The 19,648-nt window shown below is 62.1% G+C and carries 16 protein-coding genes and 1 pseudogene; 4 read left to right on the top strand and 13 right to left on the bottom strand.

What is annotated here, in order from left to right:
* Positions 1-103: 103 nt before the first annotated feature.
* The 9 genes from sucD to sdhC form a co-directional block, all read right to left on the bottom strand.
* Positions 104-988, bottom strand: coding sequence for a succinate--CoA ligase subunit alpha (sucD, locus tag B4M43_RS02370; RefSeq protein WP_296263823.1), 885 nt, complete (start codon positions 986-988; stop codon positions 104-106).
* A complete protein-coding gene (gene sucC, locus B4M43_RS02365; RefSeq protein ID WP_296263821.1) occupies positions 988-2,154 on the bottom strand; it encodes an ADP-forming succinate--CoA ligase subunit beta in 1,167 nt (388 codons plus the stop codon). Before sucC ends, sucD begins: the two co-directional genes overlap by 1 nt.
* Positions 2,155-2,326: 172 nt before the next feature.
* Positions 2,327-3,763 carry a dihydrolipoyl dehydrogenase gene (lpdA, locus tag B4M43_RS02360; protein WP_296263820.1) on the bottom strand — a complete coding sequence of 479 codons (1,437 nt, stop codon included), beginning with the start codon at positions 3,761-3,763 and terminating at the stop codon, positions 2,327-2,329.
* Positions 3,764-3,859: 96 nt separating this feature from the next.
* Positions 3,860-5,083: a 2-oxoglutarate dehydrogenase complex dihydrolipoyllysine-residue succinyltransferase gene (gene odhB / locus B4M43_RS02355; RefSeq protein ID WP_296263818.1), complete on the bottom strand. Its 1,224-nt coding sequence runs from the start codon at positions 5,081-5,083 to the stop codon at positions 3,860-3,862.
* A 40-nt stretch (positions 5,084-5,123) separates the two neighbouring features.
* Complete coding sequence (locus B4M43_RS02350; RefSeq protein ID WP_296263816.1) at positions 5,124-7,955, bottom strand: 2-oxoglutarate dehydrogenase E1 component; 2,832 nt, start codon at positions 7,953-7,955, stop codon at positions 5,124-5,126.
* Between the two features lie 247 nt (positions 7,956-8,202).
* Entirely contained in the window at positions 8,203-8,907 is a 705-nt protein-coding gene (locus tag B4M43_RS02345) for a succinate dehydrogenase iron-sulfur subunit (protein WP_296263814.1), read from the bottom strand.
* 12 nt (positions 8,908-8,919) lie between these two features.
* The gene (sdhA, locus tag B4M43_RS02340; protein WP_296263812.1) at positions 8,920-10,692 is read right to left on the bottom strand and encodes a succinate dehydrogenase flavoprotein subunit; all 1,773 of its coding nucleotides are present in this window, start codon (positions 10,690-10,692) and stop codon (positions 8,920-8,922) included.
* A 3-nt stretch (positions 10,693-10,695) separates the two neighbouring features.
* Positions 10,696-11,064, bottom strand: coding sequence for a succinate dehydrogenase, hydrophobic membrane anchor protein (sdhD, locus tag B4M43_RS02335; protein ID WP_119142975.1), 369 nt, complete (start codon positions 11,062-11,064; stop codon positions 10,696-10,698).
* Positions 11,058-11,444 (bottom strand): succinate dehydrogenase, cytochrome b556 subunit, encoded by a 387-nt coding sequence (sdhC, locus tag B4M43_RS02330; protein WP_296263809.1) that lies wholly within the window; start codon positions 11,442-11,444, stop codon positions 11,058-11,060. The genes sdhD and sdhC overlap by 7 nt, the downstream gene beginning before the upstream one ends.
* Before the next feature lie 352 nt (positions 11,445-11,796).
* Here sdhC and gltA point away from each other — a divergent pair, with 352 nt between their 5' ends.
* Entirely contained in the window at positions 11,797-13,086 is a 1,290-nt protein-coding gene (gltA, locus tag B4M43_RS02325) for a citrate synthase (protein ID WP_296263807.1), read from the top strand.
* Positions 13,087-13,176: 90 nt separating this feature from the next.
* Here gltA and B4M43_RS02320 read toward each other — a convergent pair whose 3' ends face one another.
* From B4M43_RS02320 to B4M43_RS02305, 4 genes are all read right to left on the bottom strand, one after another.
* Positions 13,177-13,782 carry an START domain-containing protein gene (locus tag B4M43_RS02320; RefSeq protein ID WP_296263929.1) on the bottom strand — a complete coding sequence of 202 codons (606 nt, stop codon included), beginning with the start codon at positions 13,780-13,782 and terminating at the stop codon, positions 13,177-13,179.
* A gap of 33 nt (positions 13,783-13,815) precedes the next feature.
* Positions 13,816-14,070 carry a YkgJ family cysteine cluster protein gene (locus B4M43_RS02315; RefSeq protein ID WP_296263805.1) on the bottom strand — a complete coding sequence of 85 codons (255 nt, stop codon included), beginning with the start codon at positions 14,068-14,070 and terminating at the stop codon, positions 13,816-13,818.
* Between the two features lie 139 nt (positions 14,071-14,209).
* Positions 14,210-14,827: a hypothetical protein gene (locus B4M43_RS02310; RefSeq protein ID WP_349681645.1), complete on the bottom strand. Its 618-nt coding sequence runs from the start codon at positions 14,825-14,827 to the stop codon at positions 14,210-14,212.
* On the bottom strand, positions 14,824-16,287 hold the full coding sequence (locus B4M43_RS02305) for a PLP-dependent aminotransferase family protein (RefSeq protein WP_296263803.1): 1,464 nt from the start codon (positions 16,285-16,287) through the stop codon (positions 14,824-14,826). Before B4M43_RS02305 ends, B4M43_RS02310 begins: the two co-directional genes overlap by 4 nt.
* A 254-nt stretch (positions 16,288-16,541) precedes the next feature.
* Between B4M43_RS02305 and B4M43_RS21070 the strand changes: the two are divergent.
* From B4M43_RS21070 to B4M43_RS02295, 3 genes and pseudogenes are all read left to right on the top strand, one after another.
* Positions 16,542-17,654 (top strand): annotated as a pseudogene (locus B4M43_RS21070) (HAMP domain-containing protein); the annotation flags it as partial.
* A gap of 117 nt (positions 17,655-17,771) precedes the next feature.
* Positions 17,772-18,512 (top strand): methyl-accepting chemotaxis protein, encoded by a 741-nt coding sequence (locus B4M43_RS21065; protein ID WP_413048418.1) that lies wholly within the window; start codon positions 17,772-17,774, stop codon positions 18,510-18,512.
* A 305-nt stretch (positions 18,513-18,817) separates the two neighbouring features.
* Positions 18,818-19,603: a sulfite exporter TauE/SafE family protein gene (locus B4M43_RS02295; RefSeq protein ID WP_296263799.1), complete on the top strand. Its 786-nt coding sequence runs from the start codon at positions 18,818-18,820 to the stop codon at positions 19,601-19,603.
* Positions 19,604-19,648 lie beyond the last annotated feature (45 nt).

Below are 19,648 nucleotides of genomic sequence, written 5' to 3'. Positions count from 1 at the left end.
CTGTACGAAAATTCCTATGCTTTCGATCGGCTGGCTGTATGGTCCCTGAAAACACAAAAACCACCCGAAGGTGGTTTCTGTGCCGCGTGGGGGCGTCAGCGTATTAGCGCTTCACTTCCCAACCGGTCAGCTCGGCCAAGGCCTTGCCGATGTCGGCCAGCGAACGCACGGTCTTCACACCGGCGTCTTGCAGGGCGGCGAACTTCTCGTCCGCAGTGCCTTTGCCGCCGGAGATGATGGCGCCAGCATGGCCCATGCGCTTGCCCGCAGGCGCGGTAACGCCGGCGATGTAGGAAACGACTGGTTTGGTGACGTTGGCCTTGATGTAGGCAGCCGCCTCTTCTTCAGCCGAACCGCCGATCTCGCCGATCATGACGATCGCTTCGGTCTGCGGGTCTTCCTGGAACAGCTTGAGGATGTCGATGAAGTTCGAACCTGGGATCGGGTCGCCACCGATGCCCACGCAGGTCGACTGGCCGAAACCGGCGTCGGTGGTCTGCTTGACCGCTTCGTAGGTCAGGGTGCCGGAACGCGACACGATACCGACCTTGCCTGGCAAGTGGATGTGACCGGGCATGATGCCGATCTTGCACTCGCCTGGCGTGATGACGCCTGGGCAGTTAGGGCCGATCAGGGTCACGCCCAGCTCGTCGCACTTGACCTTGGCGTCCAGCATGTCGAGGGTCGGGATGCCTTCGGTGATGCAGACGATCAGCTTGATGCCGGCGAAGGCCGCTTCCAGGATCGAGTCCTTGCAGAACGGAGCCGGGACGTAGATCACCGAAGCGTCGGCGCCGGTGGTCTCGACGGCTTCCTTGACGGTGTTGAACACCGGCAGGCCCAGGTGGGTGGTGCCGCCTTTGCCTGGGGTCACGCCGCCAACCATCTTGGTGCCGTAGGCGATGGCTTGCTCGGAGTGGAAGGTACCCTGCGAGCCGGTGAAGCCCTGGCAGATGACTTTGGTGTCTTTATTGATCAGGACGCTCATTACTTGCCCTCCGCAGCTTTGACAACTTGTTGAGCAGCGTCGGTCAGGCTGGTTGCAGCAATGATGTTCAAACCGCTTTCTGCCAGTACTTTGGCGCCGAGTTCAGCGTTGTTGCCTTCCAGACGGACGACAACCGGTACTTTCACGCCGACTTCCTTCACCGCGCCGATGATGCCTTCGGCAATCATGTCGCAACGAACGATGCCGCCGAAGATGTTGACCAGAACGGCCGCGACATTGCTGTCCGACAGAATGATCTTGAAGGCTTCGGTCACGCGCTCTTTGGTTGCGCCGCCACCTACGTCGAGGAAGTTGGCTGGCTTGCCGCCGTGCAGGTTGACGATGTCCATGGTACCCATGGCCAGGCCGGCACCGTTGACCATGCAGCCGATGTTGCCTTCCAGCGCGACGTAGTTCAGTTCGAACTTGGCGGCGTGGGCTTCACGGGCGTCATCTTGCGACGGGTCGTGGAAGGTCTTCAGCTTGGGCTGACGGTACATGGCGTTGGCGTCGATGTTCAGCTTGGCATCGAGGCAGTGCAGGTCGCCGTCGGCCTTGATGACCAGCGGGTTGACTTCCAGCAGGGCCAGGTCGTGGTCCTGGAACAGCTTGGCCAGACCGACGAAGATTTTCGCGAACTGGGTAACTTGCTTGCCTTCCAGACCCAGCTGGAAAGCCAGCTCACGGCCCTGGAACGGCTGTGCGCCGACCAGCGGATCGATAGTCGCCTTGATGATCTTCTCGGGGGTTTCGTGCGCGACTTTCTCGATGTCCACACCACCTTCGGTGGAGGCCATGAACACGATACGACGGCTCGAACGGTCCACCACAGCGCCCAGGTACAGCTCTTTGGCGATGTCGGTGCAGGATTCGACCAGAATCTTGGAAACGGGTTGGCCGTTGGCGTCGGTCTGGTAGGTCACCAGGTTCTTGCCCAACCATTGTGCGGCGAACGCCTTGGCGTCTTCCTTGCTGCGAACCAGCTTGACGCCGCCCGCTTTACCGCGACCACCGGCGTGGACCTGGGCTTTGACGACCCACTCCGAACCACCGATCTTGTCGCAGGCTTCTGCTGCAGCTTCAGGGGTATCGACTGCGAAACCCTTGGATACTGGCAGGCCATACTCAGCGAACAGCTGTTTGCCCTGATACTCGTGAAGATTCATGCTTTTTACCGTCTTCGTTAGGTACTGCGCTTCGGCGCTGCGCCGTTTCCGGTGCCGCGCCACCTGTGACCCTCAGCCCTCGGGTTGTCCCGCGAGCCTGGTCCGGCGAACGTTCCGCGGTGAGTCGTGCACGCAAGACTCACGACGGGCAGCCCGCCGTGGTTTCTTATAGTTAACGCTTCTTACGGTTGGCGACGTGGATGGCACCGCCATTCACGGCCAGTGCAGCTTCGTGCAAGGCTTCGGACAGGGTCGGATGGCTGAAGACCATCATGCCCAGGTCTTCGGCGCTGGTGCCGAATTCCATGGCGATCGCGCCCTGCTGTACCAGCTCGGCGGCCGATGGGCCGATCACGTGCACGCCCAGGACGCGGTCGGTCTTGGCGTCGGCGATGACCTTGACGAAACCGCCGGTGTCGTTGGCTGCCATGGCACGGCCGCTGGCTGCGAACGGGAAGGTACCGACGTTGACTTCGACGCCTTCGGCCTTGAGGGTTTGCTCGGTCTTACCGACCCACGCGATTTCCGGGTGGGTGTAGATCACGGACGGGATCAGGTCGTAGTTCATCTGGGCTTTATGGCCCTTGATGCGTTCGACGACCATGATGCCCTCTTCCGAGGCCTTGTGCGCCAGCATCAGGCCGCGCACCACGTCACCGATGGCGTACACGCCCGGTACGCTGGTGGCGCACTGGTCGTCGACATAGATGTAGCCGCGCTCGTCGATGTTGACGCCCGAATCAGAGGCCAGCAGCTCGGTGGTGACCGGGCGACGGCCTACGGCGACGATCAGGCGGTCGAAGACGATCTTCTGTTCGCCGTTGGCGTCGGTGTAGGTGACTTCGACTTCATCGCCATTGACACTGGAGCCGGTGACGCGCGCGCCCATCTTGATGTCCAGACCCTGCTTGGTCAGGATTTTCTGGGCTTCCTTGGAGACCGCGGTGTCGGCCGCCATCAGGAAGGTGTCCAGTGCTTCGAGCACGGTGACCTGGGCGCCGAGGCGCGACCAGACCGAACCCAGCTCCAAGCCGATGACGCCGGCACCGATCACGCCCAGACGCTTGGGTACGCTCTGGAATTCCAGGGCGCCGGTGGAGTCGACGATGACCTTCTGGTCGACCGGCGCCGGCGGGATGTCGATCGGACGCGAACCGGACGCCAGGATCACGTTGTCGGCTTCGACGATTTCGGTGCTGCCGTCAGGCTTGGTAACTTCGACTTTCTTGCCGGCCAGCAGCTTGCCGTGGCCTTGGATCGAGGTCACGCCATTGGCTTTGAACAGGGTCGCGACGCCACCGGTGAGATTCTTGACGATGTTGGCCTTGCGGCCGACCATCGCCGGCACGTCCATCTTCACTTCGCCCGTGGAGATGCCGTGCACGTTGAAGCTCTCTTTGGCTTCCTTGTACTTCCAGGAGCTGTCGAGCAGCGCCTTGGACGGGATGCAACCGACGTTCAGGCAGGTACCGCCCAGGGCCAGTTTGCCCTCGCCGTCGGTGTATTTTTCGATGCAGGCAGTCTTCAGACCGAGTTGGGCGGCCTTGATGGCGGCTACGTAGCCGCCAGGACCTGCACCAATCACAACAACGTCGAATTTCTGGGTCATAAAGGATTCCTTAATCAGCTTCTAGCTACCAGCCACAGGCCGCAAGACTACAGGCTTCTACATGAAGCTTGTAGTGTGCGGCGGGCAGCTCGGGGATTAGATGTCCAGCAGCAGGCGAGACGGATCTTCGAGCAGGTTCTTGATGGTGACGAGGAAGGTCACGGCTTCCTTGCCATCGATCAGACGGTGGTCGTAAGACAGCGCCAGGTACATCATCGGGCGGATGGCCACTTGGCCGTTGACCGCCATGGGACGCTGGATGATGTTGTGCATGCCGAGAATCGCGGCTTGTGGTGGGTTGACGATCGGCGTCGACATCATCGAACCGAAGGTACCACCGTTGGTGATGGTGAAGGTGCCGCCGGTCATCTCCTCGATCGACAGCTTGCCGTCACGGGCCTTCTTGCCGTAGGTGGCGATGCCGTTTTCGATTTCGGCCAGGCTCATGGATTCGGCGTTGCGCAATACCGGCACCACCAGGCCACGGTCGCTGGACACGGCCACACCGACGTCGGCGAAGCCGTGGTAGACGATGTCGTTGCCGTCGATCGAGGCGTTGACGGCCGGGAAGCGCTTGAGCGCCTCGGTGGCAGCCTTGACGAAGAACGACATGAAGCCCAGGCGTACGCCGTTGTGGGTCTTCTCGAACAGGTCCTTGTACTTCGAGCGCAGGGCCATGACTTCGGTCATGTCCACTTCGTTGAAGGTGGTCAGCATGGCCATGTTCGACTGTGCTTCGACCAGACGCTCGGCGATCTTGGCACGCAGGCGGGTCATCGGCACACGCTTCTCGGTGCGGTCACCGGCGGCGGCGACGACCGGGGCAGCGGCGGCAGCAGGCTTGGCAGCGGGCGCTGCGGCCGGCGCGGACTTCTTGTTGGCGATGGCGGCGACCATGTCTTCCTTGGTCACGCGGCCACCTTTGCCGGTACCGGAAACGGTAGCCAGGTCGATGCCGTTCTCTTCGGCCAGCTTGCGTGCGGCAGGTGCGGCGACCGGGTCGTCTTCGCCGGCATCGCTGCCAGCGGCGGCTGGCGCGGCAGCCGGTGCAGCGGCGGCCGCAGGGGCAGGCGCTGCGGCGCCGCCTTCCACGATCGAACCCAGCACTTCGTCGGACAGGACGGTGTCGCCCTCGCCCTTGACGATGTCACCCATCACGCCATCGGCGGTGGCCAGTACTTCCAGGACCACCTTGTCGGTTTCGATGTCGACGATCAGTTCGTCACGCTTGACGGCGTCGCCCGGCTGCTTGTGCCAGGTGGCGACGGTGCCGTCGGCGACCGATTCCGGGAAGGTTGGGGCTTTGATCTCGATAGCCATTAGCAGTGTTTCCTTAAATTCGGTTTCAGTGCGCGAAGCGTTAGACGGTGAACGCGGCGTTCAGCAATTTCTCTTGCTGCTCGGCGTGGATGGAAGCGTAACCACAGGCAGGCGCGGCAGAAGCGTCACGGCCGGCGTATTCGAGGGTCAGTGCCTGGTTGTGGCGACCCAGAATGCGACGCATGTGATGCTGGCTGCTGTACCAGGCGCCTTGGTTCATCGGCTCTTCCTGACACCACACGGCGGCCTTGAGGTTGGTGTACGGCGCCAGAATCTCGACCAGGTCGTCTTCGGGGAACGGATACAGCTGTTCCAGACGCACGATGGCGATGTCTTCACGGCCTTCGGCACGGCGTTTTTCCAGCAGGTCGTAATAGACCTTGCCGCTGCACAGCACGATGCGCTCGACTTTGGACGGGTCCAAGGTGTCGATTTCCGGGATCACGGTCTGGAACGAGCCTTCGGCCAGATCTTCCAGGGTCGAGATGGCCAGCTTGTGGCGCAGCAGCGACTTGGGCGTCAGCACCACCAGCGGCTTGCGCAGCGGACGGATGACCTGACGGCGCAGCAGGTGGTAGATCTGCGCTGGCGTGGTCGGCACGCAGACCTGGATGTTGTGCTCGGCGCACAGCTGCAGGTAGCGCTCCAGACGCGCGGAGGAGTGCTCCGGCCCCTGCCCTTCGTAGCCGTGCGGCAGCAGCATGGTCAGACCGCACAGACGGCCCCACTTGTGCTCGCCGCTGGTGATGAACTGGTCGATCACCACTTGCGCACCGTTGGCGAAGTCGCCGAACTGCGCTTCCCAGATCACCAACGCGTTGGGCTGGGTGGTCGAGTAACCGTATTCGAACGCCAGGACCGCTTCTTCCGACAGCAGCGAGTCATAGAGGTCGAACTTCGGCTGGCCCGGATAGAGGTTCTGCAACGGCAGGTAGGTGCTGGCGTCCTTCTGGTTGTGCAGCGCCGCATGGCGGTGCGAGAAGGTGCCGCGGCCCACGTCCTGACCGGTGATGCGGATCGGGTGGCCTTCGAAGATCAAGGTGGCGTAGGCCATGGTTTCGGCGTAGCCCCAGTTGATCGACAAGCCGCCGACCTGCATCTTCTGACGGTCTTCGTAGATCTTCGACACCTGGCGTTGCACGACGAAGCCTTCCGGCAGCTCGAGCAGCTTGGCCGACAGGTCCTGTAAGGTCTTGAGGTCGAAGCGGGTGTCGTGGCGCGCGGTCCAGGCATGGCCCAGGTACGGACGCCAGTCGACGAACAGCTCGCGGTTCGGCTCCTTGACCAGGCTTTTGACCACGTGCAGGCCGTTGTCCAGCGCGTTGCGGTACTCGTCGATCTTGGCCTGGGCGCGCTCGGCATCGATGCGGCCGGCCTGGATCAGCTTCTCGGCATACAGCTCACGGGTAGTGCGCTGCTTGGTGATCTGCTGGTACATCAGCGGCTGGGTGCCGCTCGGTTCGTCGGCCTCGTTGTGGCCGCGACGGCGGTAGCAGACCAGGTCGACGACCACGTCACGCTTGAACTGCATGCGGTAGTCGATGGCCAGTTGTGTGACGAACAGCACCGCTTCCGGGTCGTCCCCGTTCACGTGCAGGATCGGCGCCTGGATCATCTTGGCAACGTCGGTGCAGTACTCGGTGGAACGCGAGTCCAGCGGGTTGCTGATGGTGAAGCCGACCTGGTTGTTGATGACGATGTGCACGGTGCCGCCGGTCTTGAAACCGCGGGTCTGCGACATCTGGAAGGTTTCCAGCACCACGCCCTGACCGGCGAAGGCCGCGTCGCCGTGGATGGAGATCGGCAGCACTTTGTCGCCGGTCTTGTCGTTGCGGCGGTCCTGACGGGCGCGCACCGAACCTTCGACCACGGGCGAAACGATTTCCAGGTGGGACGGGTTGAACGCCATGGCCAGGTGGACTTCGCCGCCGCTGGTCATCACGTTCGAGGAGAAGCCCTGGTGGTATTTCACGTCACCCGAGCCCAGCTCGTTCATCTTCTTGCCTTCGAACTCGTCGAACAGCTCGCGCGGGCTCTTGCCGAAGGTGTTGACCAGCACGTTGAGGCGGCCGCGGTGGGCCATGCCGATGACCACTTCCTTGGTGCCATAGGAGCCGGAACGCTGGATCATTTCGTCCAGCATCGGGATCAGGCTCTCGCCGCCTTCCAGGCCGAAGCGCTTGGTGCCTGGGTACTTGGTGCCCAGGTATTTCTCCAGGCCTTCGCCGGCGGTGACGCGCTCGAGCAGGTGGGCCTGCACGTCGGCGGAGAAGTCAGGACGGCCACGCACGCTTTCCAGACGCTGCTGGAACCAGCTGCGCTGCTCGGAATCGACGATGTGGGTGAACTCGGCGCCGATGGTGCGACAATATGTCTTCTCCAAGGCCTCCTGGATTTCGCGTAGGCTCGCCTCCTCTTTGCCGATGAACAGGTCGCCGGCACGGAAGGTCGTATCGAGGTCGGCACTGGTCAAGCCGTAGTGATTGATCGACAGGTCTACGGGCACGGGACGCTGCCACAACCCCAAGGGGTCGAGCTTGGCAGCCTGATGACCGCGCATGCGATAGGCCTGGATCAGTCGCAGTACTTCAACCTGCTTCTTCTCGTGTTCACTGCTCACGCTCCCGGCGGAAACCGGTTGGGCGCGGCGCTGGTTCTTTGCCAGTAGCACGAAATGGTCGCGGATCGTCGAGTGCGATACGTCGGTAGCGGTGCTGCCGTCGGCGGGCAACTTCTGGAAGTAGGTGCGCCACTCTTCTGGCACAGCGTTAGGGTCGTGCAGGTAGAGTTCGTAGAGCTCTTCCACATATGCAGCGTTACCACCTGAAAGGTGGGCGCTATCCCACATGCGCTGCATCACGCTTTCTTGCATGCTTGGTCACCCTCGGTTAGGGGACTGATCGGCAAGCGCCTCGATGTTCGTGGAAAAGCCCAATACCGCGGCCGAACCACGCTACCGAAGATCCTGCAGATTTTCCGGGTACCAGCCCGGAAGCCCCTGCTGGTCTCATATCTTCATAGGTAAGAGCGCGAGCTTTGTCAGCTCTTGCCCGAGTTTCACCTCGGTGCGGGCCTTGCGGTCCGCACGTTGGTGTCTTGCGGTTGCATCTACTGCTGAATCAAGTGCCGCTGTGCAGCAGCATGTTGCGTACGTGGCCGATCGCCTTGGTCGGGTTCAGACCTTTAGGGCAGACGTTCACGCAGTTCATGATCCCGCGGCAGCGGAACACGCTGAACGGGTCATCAAGGGACGCCAGGCGCTCCTGGGTCTTGGTGTCGCGGCTGTCGGCCAGGAAGCGGTAGGCCTGCAGCAAGGCGGCCGGGCCGAGGAACTTGTCGGGGTTCCACCAGAACGATGGGCACGACGTGGAGCAGCAGGCGCACAGGATGCACTCGTACAGCCCGTCGAGCTTCTCGCGCTCCTCAGGCGACTGCAGGCGCTCGATGGCCGGCGCCGGCGTGTCGTTCTGCAGGAACGGCTTCACCTTCTCGTACTGCTTGTAGAAGATGCTCATGTCCACGACCAGGTCGCGGATCACGGGCAGGCCGGGCAGTGGGCGAACCACCAGTTTGTTGCCCTTGACCACGGCCGACAGCGGCGTGATGCAGGCCAGGCCGTTCTTGCCGTTGATGTTCATGCCGTCGGAGCCACAGACCCCTTCGCGGCAGGAACGGCGGTAGGAGAAACCTTCGTCCTGTTCTTTGATCAGCGCCAGAACGTCCAGCACCATCAAGTCCTTACCGCCGGTGTCGACGTCGAACACCTGAGTCTTCGGCGCCGAATCGGTATCCGGGTTGTAGCGATACACTTCAACTTTCAACATGTCGGCCACCTCTTAGTAAGTCCGGACTTTAGGCTCGAAGGCCGGTACGGTCTTCGGCGCGAAATTGACGCCGCGCTTGGCTACGCGCTTCTCACCCGGGTAGTACAGGGTGTGGCACAGCCAGTTCTCGTCGTCGCGGTCCTCGAAGTCTTCGCGGGCATGGGCGCCGCGGGACTCTTTACGCGCTTCGGCCGCAATGGCGGTAGCTTCGGCAACTTCCAGCAGGTTCTGCAGTTCCAGCGCTTCGATACGCGCGGTGTTGAACGCTTGCGACTTGTCATTGATCTTGACGTTGGCGATTCGTTCACGCAGATCCTGCAGCTGGGCGATGCCCTTCTGCATGTACTCGCCGGTGCGGAACACACCGAAGTAGTTCTGCATGCAGCTTTGCAGTTCGCGCTTCAAGGTTGCCACGTCTTCGCCAGTGGTGCGCTCGTTGAGCTTGGCCAGACGGTTCAGCGCCACGTCGACATCGGTGTCGCTGGCGTCGCGGTACTCGATGCCTTCGCTGAGCGCCTTCTCCAGGTGCAGACCGGCGGCACGACCGAACACCACCAGGTCGAGCAGCGAGTTGCCGCCCAGGCGGTTGGCACCGTGGACCGATACGCACGCCACTTCACCCACGGCGAACAGGCCCGGAATGATGTGGTCGACACCCTCGGCGTCCATGGTGATGGCCTGGCCGTGAATGTTGGTGGCCACACCGCCCATCATGTAGTGGCAGGTTGGAACGACCGGGACCGGCGCGACCACAGGGTCGACGTGGGCGAAGGTCTTGGACAGCTCGCAGATGCCTGGCAGGCGGCTGTGCAGCACTTCCTCGCCGAGGTGGTCGAGCTTGAGCAGTACGTGGTCCTTGTTCGGGCCCACGCCGTTGCCGGCGATGATTTCCTTGACCATGGAACGGGCGACCACGTCGCGGCCGGCCAGGTCTTTCGCGTTCGGCGCGTAACGCTCCATGAAGCGTTCGCCATGGGCGTTGATCAGGTAACCGCCTTCACCGCGGCACCCTTCGGTGACCAGCACACCGGCGCCGGCGATGCCGGTCGGGTGGAACTGCCACATTTCGATGTCCTGCACCGGCACGCCTGCACGCAACGCCATGCCGACGCCGTCGCCGGTGTTGATCAGGGCGTTGGTGGTCGAAGCGTAGATACGGCCTGCGCCGCCGGTGGCCAGTACGGTGGCCTTGGCCTTGATGTACAGGGTTTCGCCGGTTTCGATGCAGATGGCGATCACGCCGACGAAGGCGCCGTCCTGGTTCTTCACCAGATCGACCGCGTAGTACTCGTTGAGGAACGTGGTGCCGGCTTTCAGGTTGCCCTGGTACAGCGTGTGCAGCAGCGCGTGGCCGGTACGGTCGGACGCGGCGCAGGTACGGGCCGCTTGGCCGCCTTTGCCGAAGTCCTTGGACTGACCGCCGAACGGACGCTGGTAGATGCGGCCGGTTTCGGTACGCGAGAACGGCAGACCCATGTGGTCCAGCTCGAACACCGCGGCCGGGCCTTCCTGACACATGTACTCGATCGCGTCCTGGTCGCCGATGTAGTCGGAGCCCTTGACGGTGTCGTACATGTGCCAGCGCCAATCGTCGTTCGGGTCGGCCGAGGCGATGGCGCAGGTGATGCCGCCCTGGGCGGACACGGTGTGCGAACGGGTCGGGAAGACCTTGGTGATCACGGCAGTCTTGTGACCGCCCTGGGCCAGCTGCAGCGCTGCGCGCATGCCGGCGCCGCCACCACCGATGATGATGGCGTCGAAGGAAATAGTAGGAACACTAGCCATGGATCAGATACCCCAGAGAATCTGTACACCCCAGACGAAGTACGCGAACATCGCGACGCCGCAGACCGCCTGAAACAGGAAACGTACCGCCGTGGCCGATTTGCCCAGCGCCATCGGCGTCAGGTAGTCGGTGGCGATGGTCCACATGCCGACCCAGGCGTGAGCGCCGAGGGCCACGAGGGCGAGCAGACTGAAGATACGCATCGCATTGTGGGAGAACAGCGCGTGCCACTGGACATAATCGATGCCCGGGTGCGCGACGAGGTATCCGATCAGGAAAATGAAATAAGCCGCGAGAACGACCGCAGAAACACGCTGCGCCATCCAGTCATAGAGGCCCGAACGCGAAAGGTTCGTGACGTTGGTTACCATATCCAAACTCCTGCCAGCACGATCAGCACCACGGAAATGGCGATGATGATTTTCGAGCCCAGCTTTCCGCCTTCCAGCGTTTCACCGACGCCCATGTCCATGATCAAGTGGCGCACGCCGGCAACCAGGTGATACAGCAGGGCAGACAGCAGGCCCCACGCCACGAACTTGGCCAGCGGACTGGTCATGTATGCCTTCACTTCGTCGAAGCCATCTGCCGACTCGAGCGAATTGGACAATGCATAAAGCATGATGCCCAGGCCGAGGAACAGAATGATGCCGGAGACGCGGTGAAGAAATGACGTTACGCCGGTGATGGGGAGTTTGATGGTCCTTAGGTCTAGGTTTACAGGTCGTTGGCTTTTCACGGCTTTTTTCACACTGAAGAGCCCCTAGCAAGCAGGGCAAAGTTGTTGGTAAGTGTACTGGTCAGGTACCCACCATTCAGAGAGCACGACACCCATCGAAGCGGGCCAGGGAAAGCCCTTGGGAGTCGGCTGCCGAGTATAGACAGTTAGGCTGCTCATGACAACGTGAGGGGCTCGCCCAAAGAGCGCATTGCCATCTGCCCGCAAAAGGCGTAAACGGGCGGGAAATCCCTGAAAAAACAAGGCTTGAGCGAGGTTTCAAGCAGCCTTTAGGCAAATTGACATATGAATTTATCCCTCTATAGTGGTGCGGGCCCTGCGTGGGGGGTCTGTCAGATGATTTCAAGCATTAATAGGAGGCCACATGGCTGACAAAAAAGCGCAGTTGATCATCGAGGGCACTGCCCCCGTCGACCTGCCGATTTTAACCGGCACCGTGGGTCCAGATGTCATTGACGTCCGCGGGTTGGGGGCATCCGGCCACTTCACCTTCGACCCAGGCTTCATGGCGACCGCCGCCTGCGAGTCGAAGATCACCTACATCGACGGTGATAAAGGCGTGCTGTTGCACCGGGGTTACCCCATCGAGCAACTGGCCGAGAAATCCGATTACCTGGAAACCTGCTATCTGCTGCTCAACGGCGAACTGCCCAACGCCGAGCAGAAAGCCAAGTTCGTCAGCAACGTCAAGAACCACACCATGGTTCACGAGCAGTTGAAAACCTTCTTCAACGGTTTCCGCCGCGATGCCCACCCCATGGCCGTGATGTGCGGTGTGGTCGGCGCGCTGTCGGCCTTCTACCACGACTCGCTCGACATCAATAACCCGCAGCACCGGGAAATTTCCGCTGTGCGTCTGGTCGCGAAAATGCCGACCCTCGCCGCGATGGTCTACAAGTACTCCATGGGCCAGCCCATGATGTACCCGCGCAATGACCTGACTTACGCCGAAAACTTCCTGCACATGATGTTCAACACCCCGTGCGAGATCAAACCGATCAGCCCGGTGTTGGCCAAGGCCATGGATCGCATCTTCATCCTGCACGCCGACCATGAGCAGAACGCTTCCACCTCCACCGTACGCCTGGCCGGTTCTTCCGGGGCCAACCCGTTCGCCTGTATCGCCGCCGGCATCGCCGCGCTGTGGGGCCCGGCACACGGCGGCGCCAACGAAGCCGTGCTGACCATGCTCGATGAGATTGGCGATGTCTCGAACATCGACACCTACATCGCCAAGGCCAAGGACAAGAACGATCCGTTCAAGCTGATGGGCTTCGGCCACCGCGTCTACAAGAACCGCGACCCGCGCGCCACCGTGATGAAACAGACTTGCGACGAAGTGCTGCGCGAGCTGGGCATCAAGGACGATCCGCAGTTGGAGCTGGCCATGCGCCTGGAAGAGATCGCCCTCACCGATCCGTACTTCATCGAGCGCTCGCTGTACCCGAACGTCGATTTCTACTCGGGGATCATCCTCAAGGCCATCGGCATTCCGACCAGCATGTTCACCGTGATCTTCGCCCTGGCGCGGACCGTCGGCTGGATTTCCCACTGGAAGGAAATGCTCTCGAGCCCGTACAAGATCGGTCGCCCGCGCCAGCTGTACACCGGCGAGCAAAAACGCGACATCACCGACCTGAACGACCGCACCTAAGCTGTCTTCAGCCTCGCTGGCCCGTCAACGCGGGCCAAACGAAAAAGCCGGAACCCGACGAGGGCTCCGGCTTTTTCGTTGCCCGGCCGTTTAAGGCCGTTCGACGCGCTCACGCAGGTGCTTGAGGGTATTGAACGGTGCATCGACCACGAACTTGTTAGCCAACCACGAAGGCACGCTACCACCTGGCTCGGTGTGGACTTGATAGGTGACGCGGGTGCCCTCGCCCTCCGGCACCATCTTCCAGAATCCTTCCACTTGCGCCACACGCACGAAGCCCTTCTCCTCCGGCAGCAACGTAGGCGCTTCTTCGATGTTTCGGGTCACGCTGCCATCGGCGCCTTTGGACGTGGTGATGCGCAAGACCGAGTCGCGTGGGGTGACCGGCCAGGGCGTGTTGAACTGGGTATAGGTCCAGGTCTGGTCACCCTCGTGCTTGAGCAGCTTCTGCATCTTGCATTCATGCACCCAGGCACAGGCGCCGGCGACGTCTTCCTGCACGGCGAGCACCTTGGCCAGTGGCGCCTTGATGAGCGTTTCCCCTTTGTAGGCCTTGTACTTGGAACCGGCCACTTCACTCAGCGAAACCTTGATCCCCTCCTCGTCCTTGGCGACCTGCCAGGTTTGCGCCTGGGCCAGGGGCGCCAGCAACGCGCCGACGCTACACAGCAGAGCAATACGCTTGATCGATCTCATCATGTTGTTCCTTATTGTCGATGATCCACTCGCTTACGCCGCCGTGACTTTCTCCAACCAGCCGATGATCCTGATCGCGTCTTCCCGGTCAGTGCCGCAGACATCAGCCTCGGCCTTGAACCCACCGCATACCGTGGGCCGCTCGGGCAGCCCGAACAGGCCGCACAAGTTGACCACGGAAAGGTGCAGGCAGCGCACGCCGGCCGGCTTGCCGTCGGGCATGCCGGGAATGGCGGAACTGATAGAGGGGGCAATGCAGCAGGCGCCGCAGCCCTCACGACAATTCATGGACGGTCGAACTCCTGGAAAAAATGGCAAGCGTGGCTTGGATAGTAGCGGCTCAAACGAACGTTTGAAATTACCGGCCGGCAATAACCTGCCGTGACCGAGCAGTCAGTTCGGCAGGTTCATGTTGAGGGCAGTTGGCCTACTGACGGAACTGAAACTCGATGGCGGCGCCTTCGAGATCGCGGCGGCTGTCGTTGCGCAATTGTAATTGCATTTCGTTGCTGATCAGACGCCCATTGAGCTGGAAGCTGCTGTCGTTGCTACTGGGCGTGTCCGGGAACATGGCAGGCAGCAGCGGCGTTTGTACGGTTTTCGCCGTCGGCGAGGTGTCCACCTCAGGCTTGAGCTGTTTGACCATATCTTTAGGCAAACTCAAATCGATTCGGTCGGACACGGTAGTACGGGCGTCCTTCGCAGCGGCTTTGGCTGCCGTGCGATTCTTCCTGACTGGCTTCTTGGCCTTGGCTTTGGTCTTGATCGAAGGCTTGTCAGCCGCCTTGGCAGGCGTTGCGCTCGAAGACGCCGCACCGCTCGCTGGCGGCGCCGACGACTGCGCCGCCTGCGCGTTGTGCATGGTCAACCCAAGCGGTGCCAACAGAAGCACCAATGCGATACGACGTAGAATTTCCATCGGCAACCATACCGTGATAGCGATGTGGACATGCTCCACTTTACCCAACTGCCTGACAAGCCTACGCCCCACTTGCAAAGCCTCGAAACCCGGCTGCACCGCATGAAGCAGCCCGGTTGTTCTCAAGAGGTTTCAGATAGCGAACGATACAGCGTGCCGGCGGCCTCCTTGCATAGCTGTTGGGCCAGCAGGCCCAGGGTAATGACTGCGCGCTCGGACTCGTTGTTCCATGGAATACCGCAATTGAGGCGGATGCAGTGGTTGAATTGCTCGGTGTTGCTGAAAATCAGGCCGGGCGCGATGCTGATGCCCTGCTCCAGCGCCCGCACATGCAGCTCCTGGGTGTTCACCCGCCCCGGCAGGCTGACCCACAGGATGAAGCCGCCGGTAGGCCGCGTCATCTGCGTCCCCTCCGGAAAATGCTGTTGTACGGCCAGTTGGTAAGCGCTGAGATTCTTGCGGTATTCCTGACGGATGTAGCGCAGATGGCGGTCGTAACCGCCGTTTTCCAAATAGGACGCCACGGCCATCTGCGTCACGCTGCACGCCGAATGGGTGGTGAAGGTCTGCAAGCGCTGCACCTCGTCTTGATAGCGTCCCGGAATCATCCACCCTACCCGCACGCCCGGCGACAAGGTTTTGGAAAAACTCGAGCAGTAGATGACGCGGTCCAGGCGGTCGAACGCCTTCAAGGCCTTGGTACGACCTTGCTCGAACATCAGTTCGCCGTAGATGTCGTCCTCGACGATCTGGATGTCGAAGTCCGAGGCCAGACGCAATAATTGCTTCTGCCGCTCTTCGGGGATGGTGCCGCCCAGCGGATTGCTCAGGCGCGCGGTCAGCACCAGGGCCTTGATCGACCATTGGTTGGCCGCCAGCTGCAAGGCTTCCAGGCTGATGCCGGTGGAGGGGTCGCTGGGAATCTCGATGACTTTCAAGCCCAGCAGATCGGCCAGCTGCAACAATCCATAGTAGGTCGGCGACTCGGCGGCGATCAGATCGCCGGGGCGGGTCAGCACGCGCAGGGCCATCTGCAGCGCATCCACGCAACCATGGGTGACCACCACCTCCCGAGGGTCGACCAGCACTCCGGCATCGCGCATGCGAATGGCGATCTGCCGGCGCAGCGGTTCGAAGCCGGGGCTGAACATGTAGCTGAAGGCCCGCGGGCTGTGAAAGCGCGTGACCTTGGCCAATTGCTGGTGCAAGGCACGTACCGGCAAGTAGTCGACATGCGGCACGGCGGCCCCGAACGCGTATACCCCATCGCGCCGCGCTTCGGCCAGCACTTGCTGGATGATGCTCGCCCGCGTCACCAGCCCCGGCCGTTCGACCCGGGCTATGTCCGGTGTGGGCGCGGTCAGCGCCGGGGTCTGGTGCACGTAGTAGCCGGACTGCGGACGGGCGCGGATCAGGCCTTGGTCCTCGAGGTTGGCGTAGGCCTGCAACACCGTCGCATGGCTGACATTGAGCTGGGCGCTCATCTTGCGCACCGAGGGCACGCGCTCGCCCGGTTGGTAGACACCGCGGCGAATGTCTTCGGCCAATTGCTGGGCGATTCGCTGGTAGAGCAACAGGTTGGTCATGGGGCGGACTCTCGGGTCACGAGTTTCATTGTTCTTGTCTGGCGCAGCGCCGGCTTAAGGATACCGTAACAGTTGCAAAGTGTATGGGAACAGCTGCGCGATTATTCACCTGCACAGCCGCTACGACCAGCCCTCGTCGGGCGTTTCGCACCCTTCGCAGAAACGACCGATAGACAAAACCGCAGGCCTCGCCAAAGCAGGGCTTGACCGTTCGTCGCCTGACGATAAAGTCTTGTGCGCCGGCCTCTCAGACAATGTCACGGCATGCCGATAGCGAGCTGACAGGCACTGCCCGCGCGCCGTTGCGCGGCTCCTCCCTTTTAATGGCAAGGTCTCGAAACATGAACCTGAAGTTTCGCCACAAGATTCTCCTGAGCGCGTGCGCGATCGTGGTCCTCGCGTTCGCATTGTTCACGCTCTACAACGATTATTTGCAGCGCAATACCATCACGCAGAATCTGGAAACTTCGATGCGCCAGTCCGGCGCCCTGACCGCCAGCAGTGTGCAGAACTGGATGAGCGGCCGCATCCTGGTGCTGGAGAACCTGGCCCAGGACATCGCCCAGCAAGGCGCCGGCGACAACCTGGGCGGTCTGGTCGACCAGCCCTCCTATACGCGCAATTTCCTCTTCACCTATGTGGGCCAGGCCAACGGCGTGTTCACGCAGCGCCCCGACGTGACCATGCCGGCCGATTACGACCCGCGCAAGCGCCCCTGGTACGGCGCCGCGGCCCAGGCCGGCCAGACCGTGCTGACGCCGCCGTATGAAGGCGCCGTGGGCGGCATGGTGGTGACCATCGCCACACCGGTGAAGAGCAAAACCAGCAACGACCTGCTGGGCGTGGTCGGTGGCGACCTGACCCTCGACACCCTGGTGGAAATCATCAACTCCGTGGACTTCGGCGGCATCGGCCACGCCTTCCTGGTCGATCGCGAAGGCCAGGTCATCGTCAGCCCCGACAAGACCCTGGTGATGAAGAACCTCAAGGACATCTACACCGGCGCCTTGACCCTCAACGACAAATTGCAGGACGTCGCCCTCAACGGCAGCGAGCGCCTGATCACCTTCGCCCCGGTCAGCGGCTTGCCGTCGGCGCAGTGGTATATCGGCCTGTCGATCGACAAGGAAAAGGCCTACGCGGCCCTTGGCAAGTTCCGCACCTCGGCCATCATCGCCATGCTCGTGGCGGTGGTCGCCATCATCGCCTTGCTGGGCTTGCTGATCCCGGTGCTGATGCGCCCTTTGACCGTCATGGGCCGCGCCATGCGCGACATCGCCGATGGCGAAGGCGACCTGACCCGGCGTCTGGAGGTGCAACAGCGGGACGAGTTCGGCGAAGTGGCCGAGTCGTTCAACCGTTTCGTCGAGCGTATCCATACTTCGATCAGCGAAGTGGCCTCGGCAACGCGCCAGGTGCATGACCTGTCCGAACAGGTGGTCAATTCGTCGAACGCCTCGATCTCCGGCTCGGAAGAGCAGAGCATGCGCACCAACAGCGTGGCCGCGGCGATCAACGAGCTGGGCGCCGCCACCCAGGAAATCGCCCGCAACGCCGCCGACGCCTCGCAACACGCCAGTGGCGCCAGCGAGCAGGCCAACGGCGGGCGCCAGGTGGTCGACGAGGCGATCAGCGCCATGACCAGCCTGTCGCAGAAGATCAGCGAGTCGTGCCAGCAGATCGAAGTGCTCAACGCCAGCACCGACGACATCGGCAAGATCCTCGACGTGATTAAGGGCATCTCCCAGCAGACCAACCTGCTGGCGCTCAACGCCGCCATCGAAGCGGCCCGCGCCGGTGAGGCCGGCCGTGGCTTCGCCGTGGTCGCCGACGAGGTGCGCAACCTGGCCCACCGGACCCAGGAATCGGCCGAAGAAATCCACCGCATGATCACCAGCCTGCAAGTGGGCTCGCGCGAAGCGGTGCACACCATGCACGCCAGCCAGGTGTCCAGCGAACAGACCGTGCAAGTGGCCAACGAGGCCGGCGAGCGCCTGGCCAGCGTGACCTCGCGCATCGGCGAAATCGACGGCATGAACCAGTCGGTGGCCACCGCCACCGAGGAACAGACCGCCGTGGTCGAGAGCCTCAACCTGGACATCACCCAGATCAACGCGCTCAACCAGCAGGGCGTGGAAAACCTCAACGAAACCCTGCGCCACTGCGACGCCCTGAGCCAGCAGGCCGGGCGACTCAAGCACCTGGTGGGCAGTTTCCGGATCTGACCGGCAACGTCACAGGATCGCGCCCGTTGCCGAAGGCGCGAGCCTGTGACGTGTTCAATTCGCTTGCAAGGGGCTGTGGCATTCCGTAGCCCCCGCTTGCGGCCCGCTGGCCAGCGGTACACCGAGCATGCCCTGCCGCACCCCGTCGCAAGCCAATTGAACGCAGCGTGGCACACCAGGCGTTGCCTATAACCATGCATTGGTACGGTTATAACCTCATAACCAAGAAGTCTATTTCGCTATAAAAACAATCTATATGCTGGCTGCCATCCGATAACGGGCATAGTTGGGCAGTCGAGTAACGTATGGATGTAGGTTCTTTCGGTTTCACCATCGCAGGCTTGATCGTAGGTTTCATCGTCGGCATGACCGGCGTCGGCGGCGGCTCCCTGATGACGCCGATCCTGCTCTGGTTCGGCATCAACCCGGCGACCGCCGTGGGCACCGACCTCCTCTACGCCGCCATCACCAAAGCCAGTGGCGTCTGGGTACATGGCCGCAACCGGAACATCGACTGGAAGATCACCGGCTGGCTGAGCCTGGGCAGCGTGCCGGCGGCGGCGCTGACCCTATGGTTCCTCAGCACCCTGCACGCCGACACCTCGGCACTCAATGCCGTGATCAAGCAAGGCCTGGCGGCTGTGCTGATCCTCACCGCACTGGCCATCCTGTTCAAGTCGCGCCTGCAAGCCTTCGCCAGCCGCCATGCGGGCGACCACTATCACTTGAGCGAACGTGCGTTGAACATCCTCACGGTGGTCACGGGCGTGGTGCTGGGCATCATGGTCACGCTGACCTCCATCGGCGCCGGCGCCCTGGGCACGGTGGCACTGTTCCTGCTCTACCCCTTCCTGGTCACCCGCCGTTTGGTCGGCACCGAGATCGCCCACGCCGTACCCTTGACCCTGGTCGCCGGCCTGGGCCATGCCAGCATGGGCAACATGGACTGGTCGCTGCTGGGCTATCTGCTGCTCGGATCGCTGCCCGGCATCTATCTGGGCAGCCACTTGACCGGGCGAATTTCCGATGCGGTGTTGCGCCCCTGCCTGGCCGGCATGCTGCTGCTGATCGGGTGCAAACTGGCATTCTAAGGCAGCGGACGACAGGGGTTGCGGCCACCCGCTGCATTCGCCTAC

The sequence above is a fragment of the Pseudomonas sp. UBA6562 genome (assembly GCF_002434265.1).
In the GTDB taxonomy this organism is placed as follows: Bacteria; Pseudomonadota; Gammaproteobacteria; order Pseudomonadales; family Pseudomonadaceae; genus Aquipseudomonas.
Note: the sequence above shows the minus strand (reverse complement) of the source record. Positions and strands in the feature narration are given on the sequence as shown.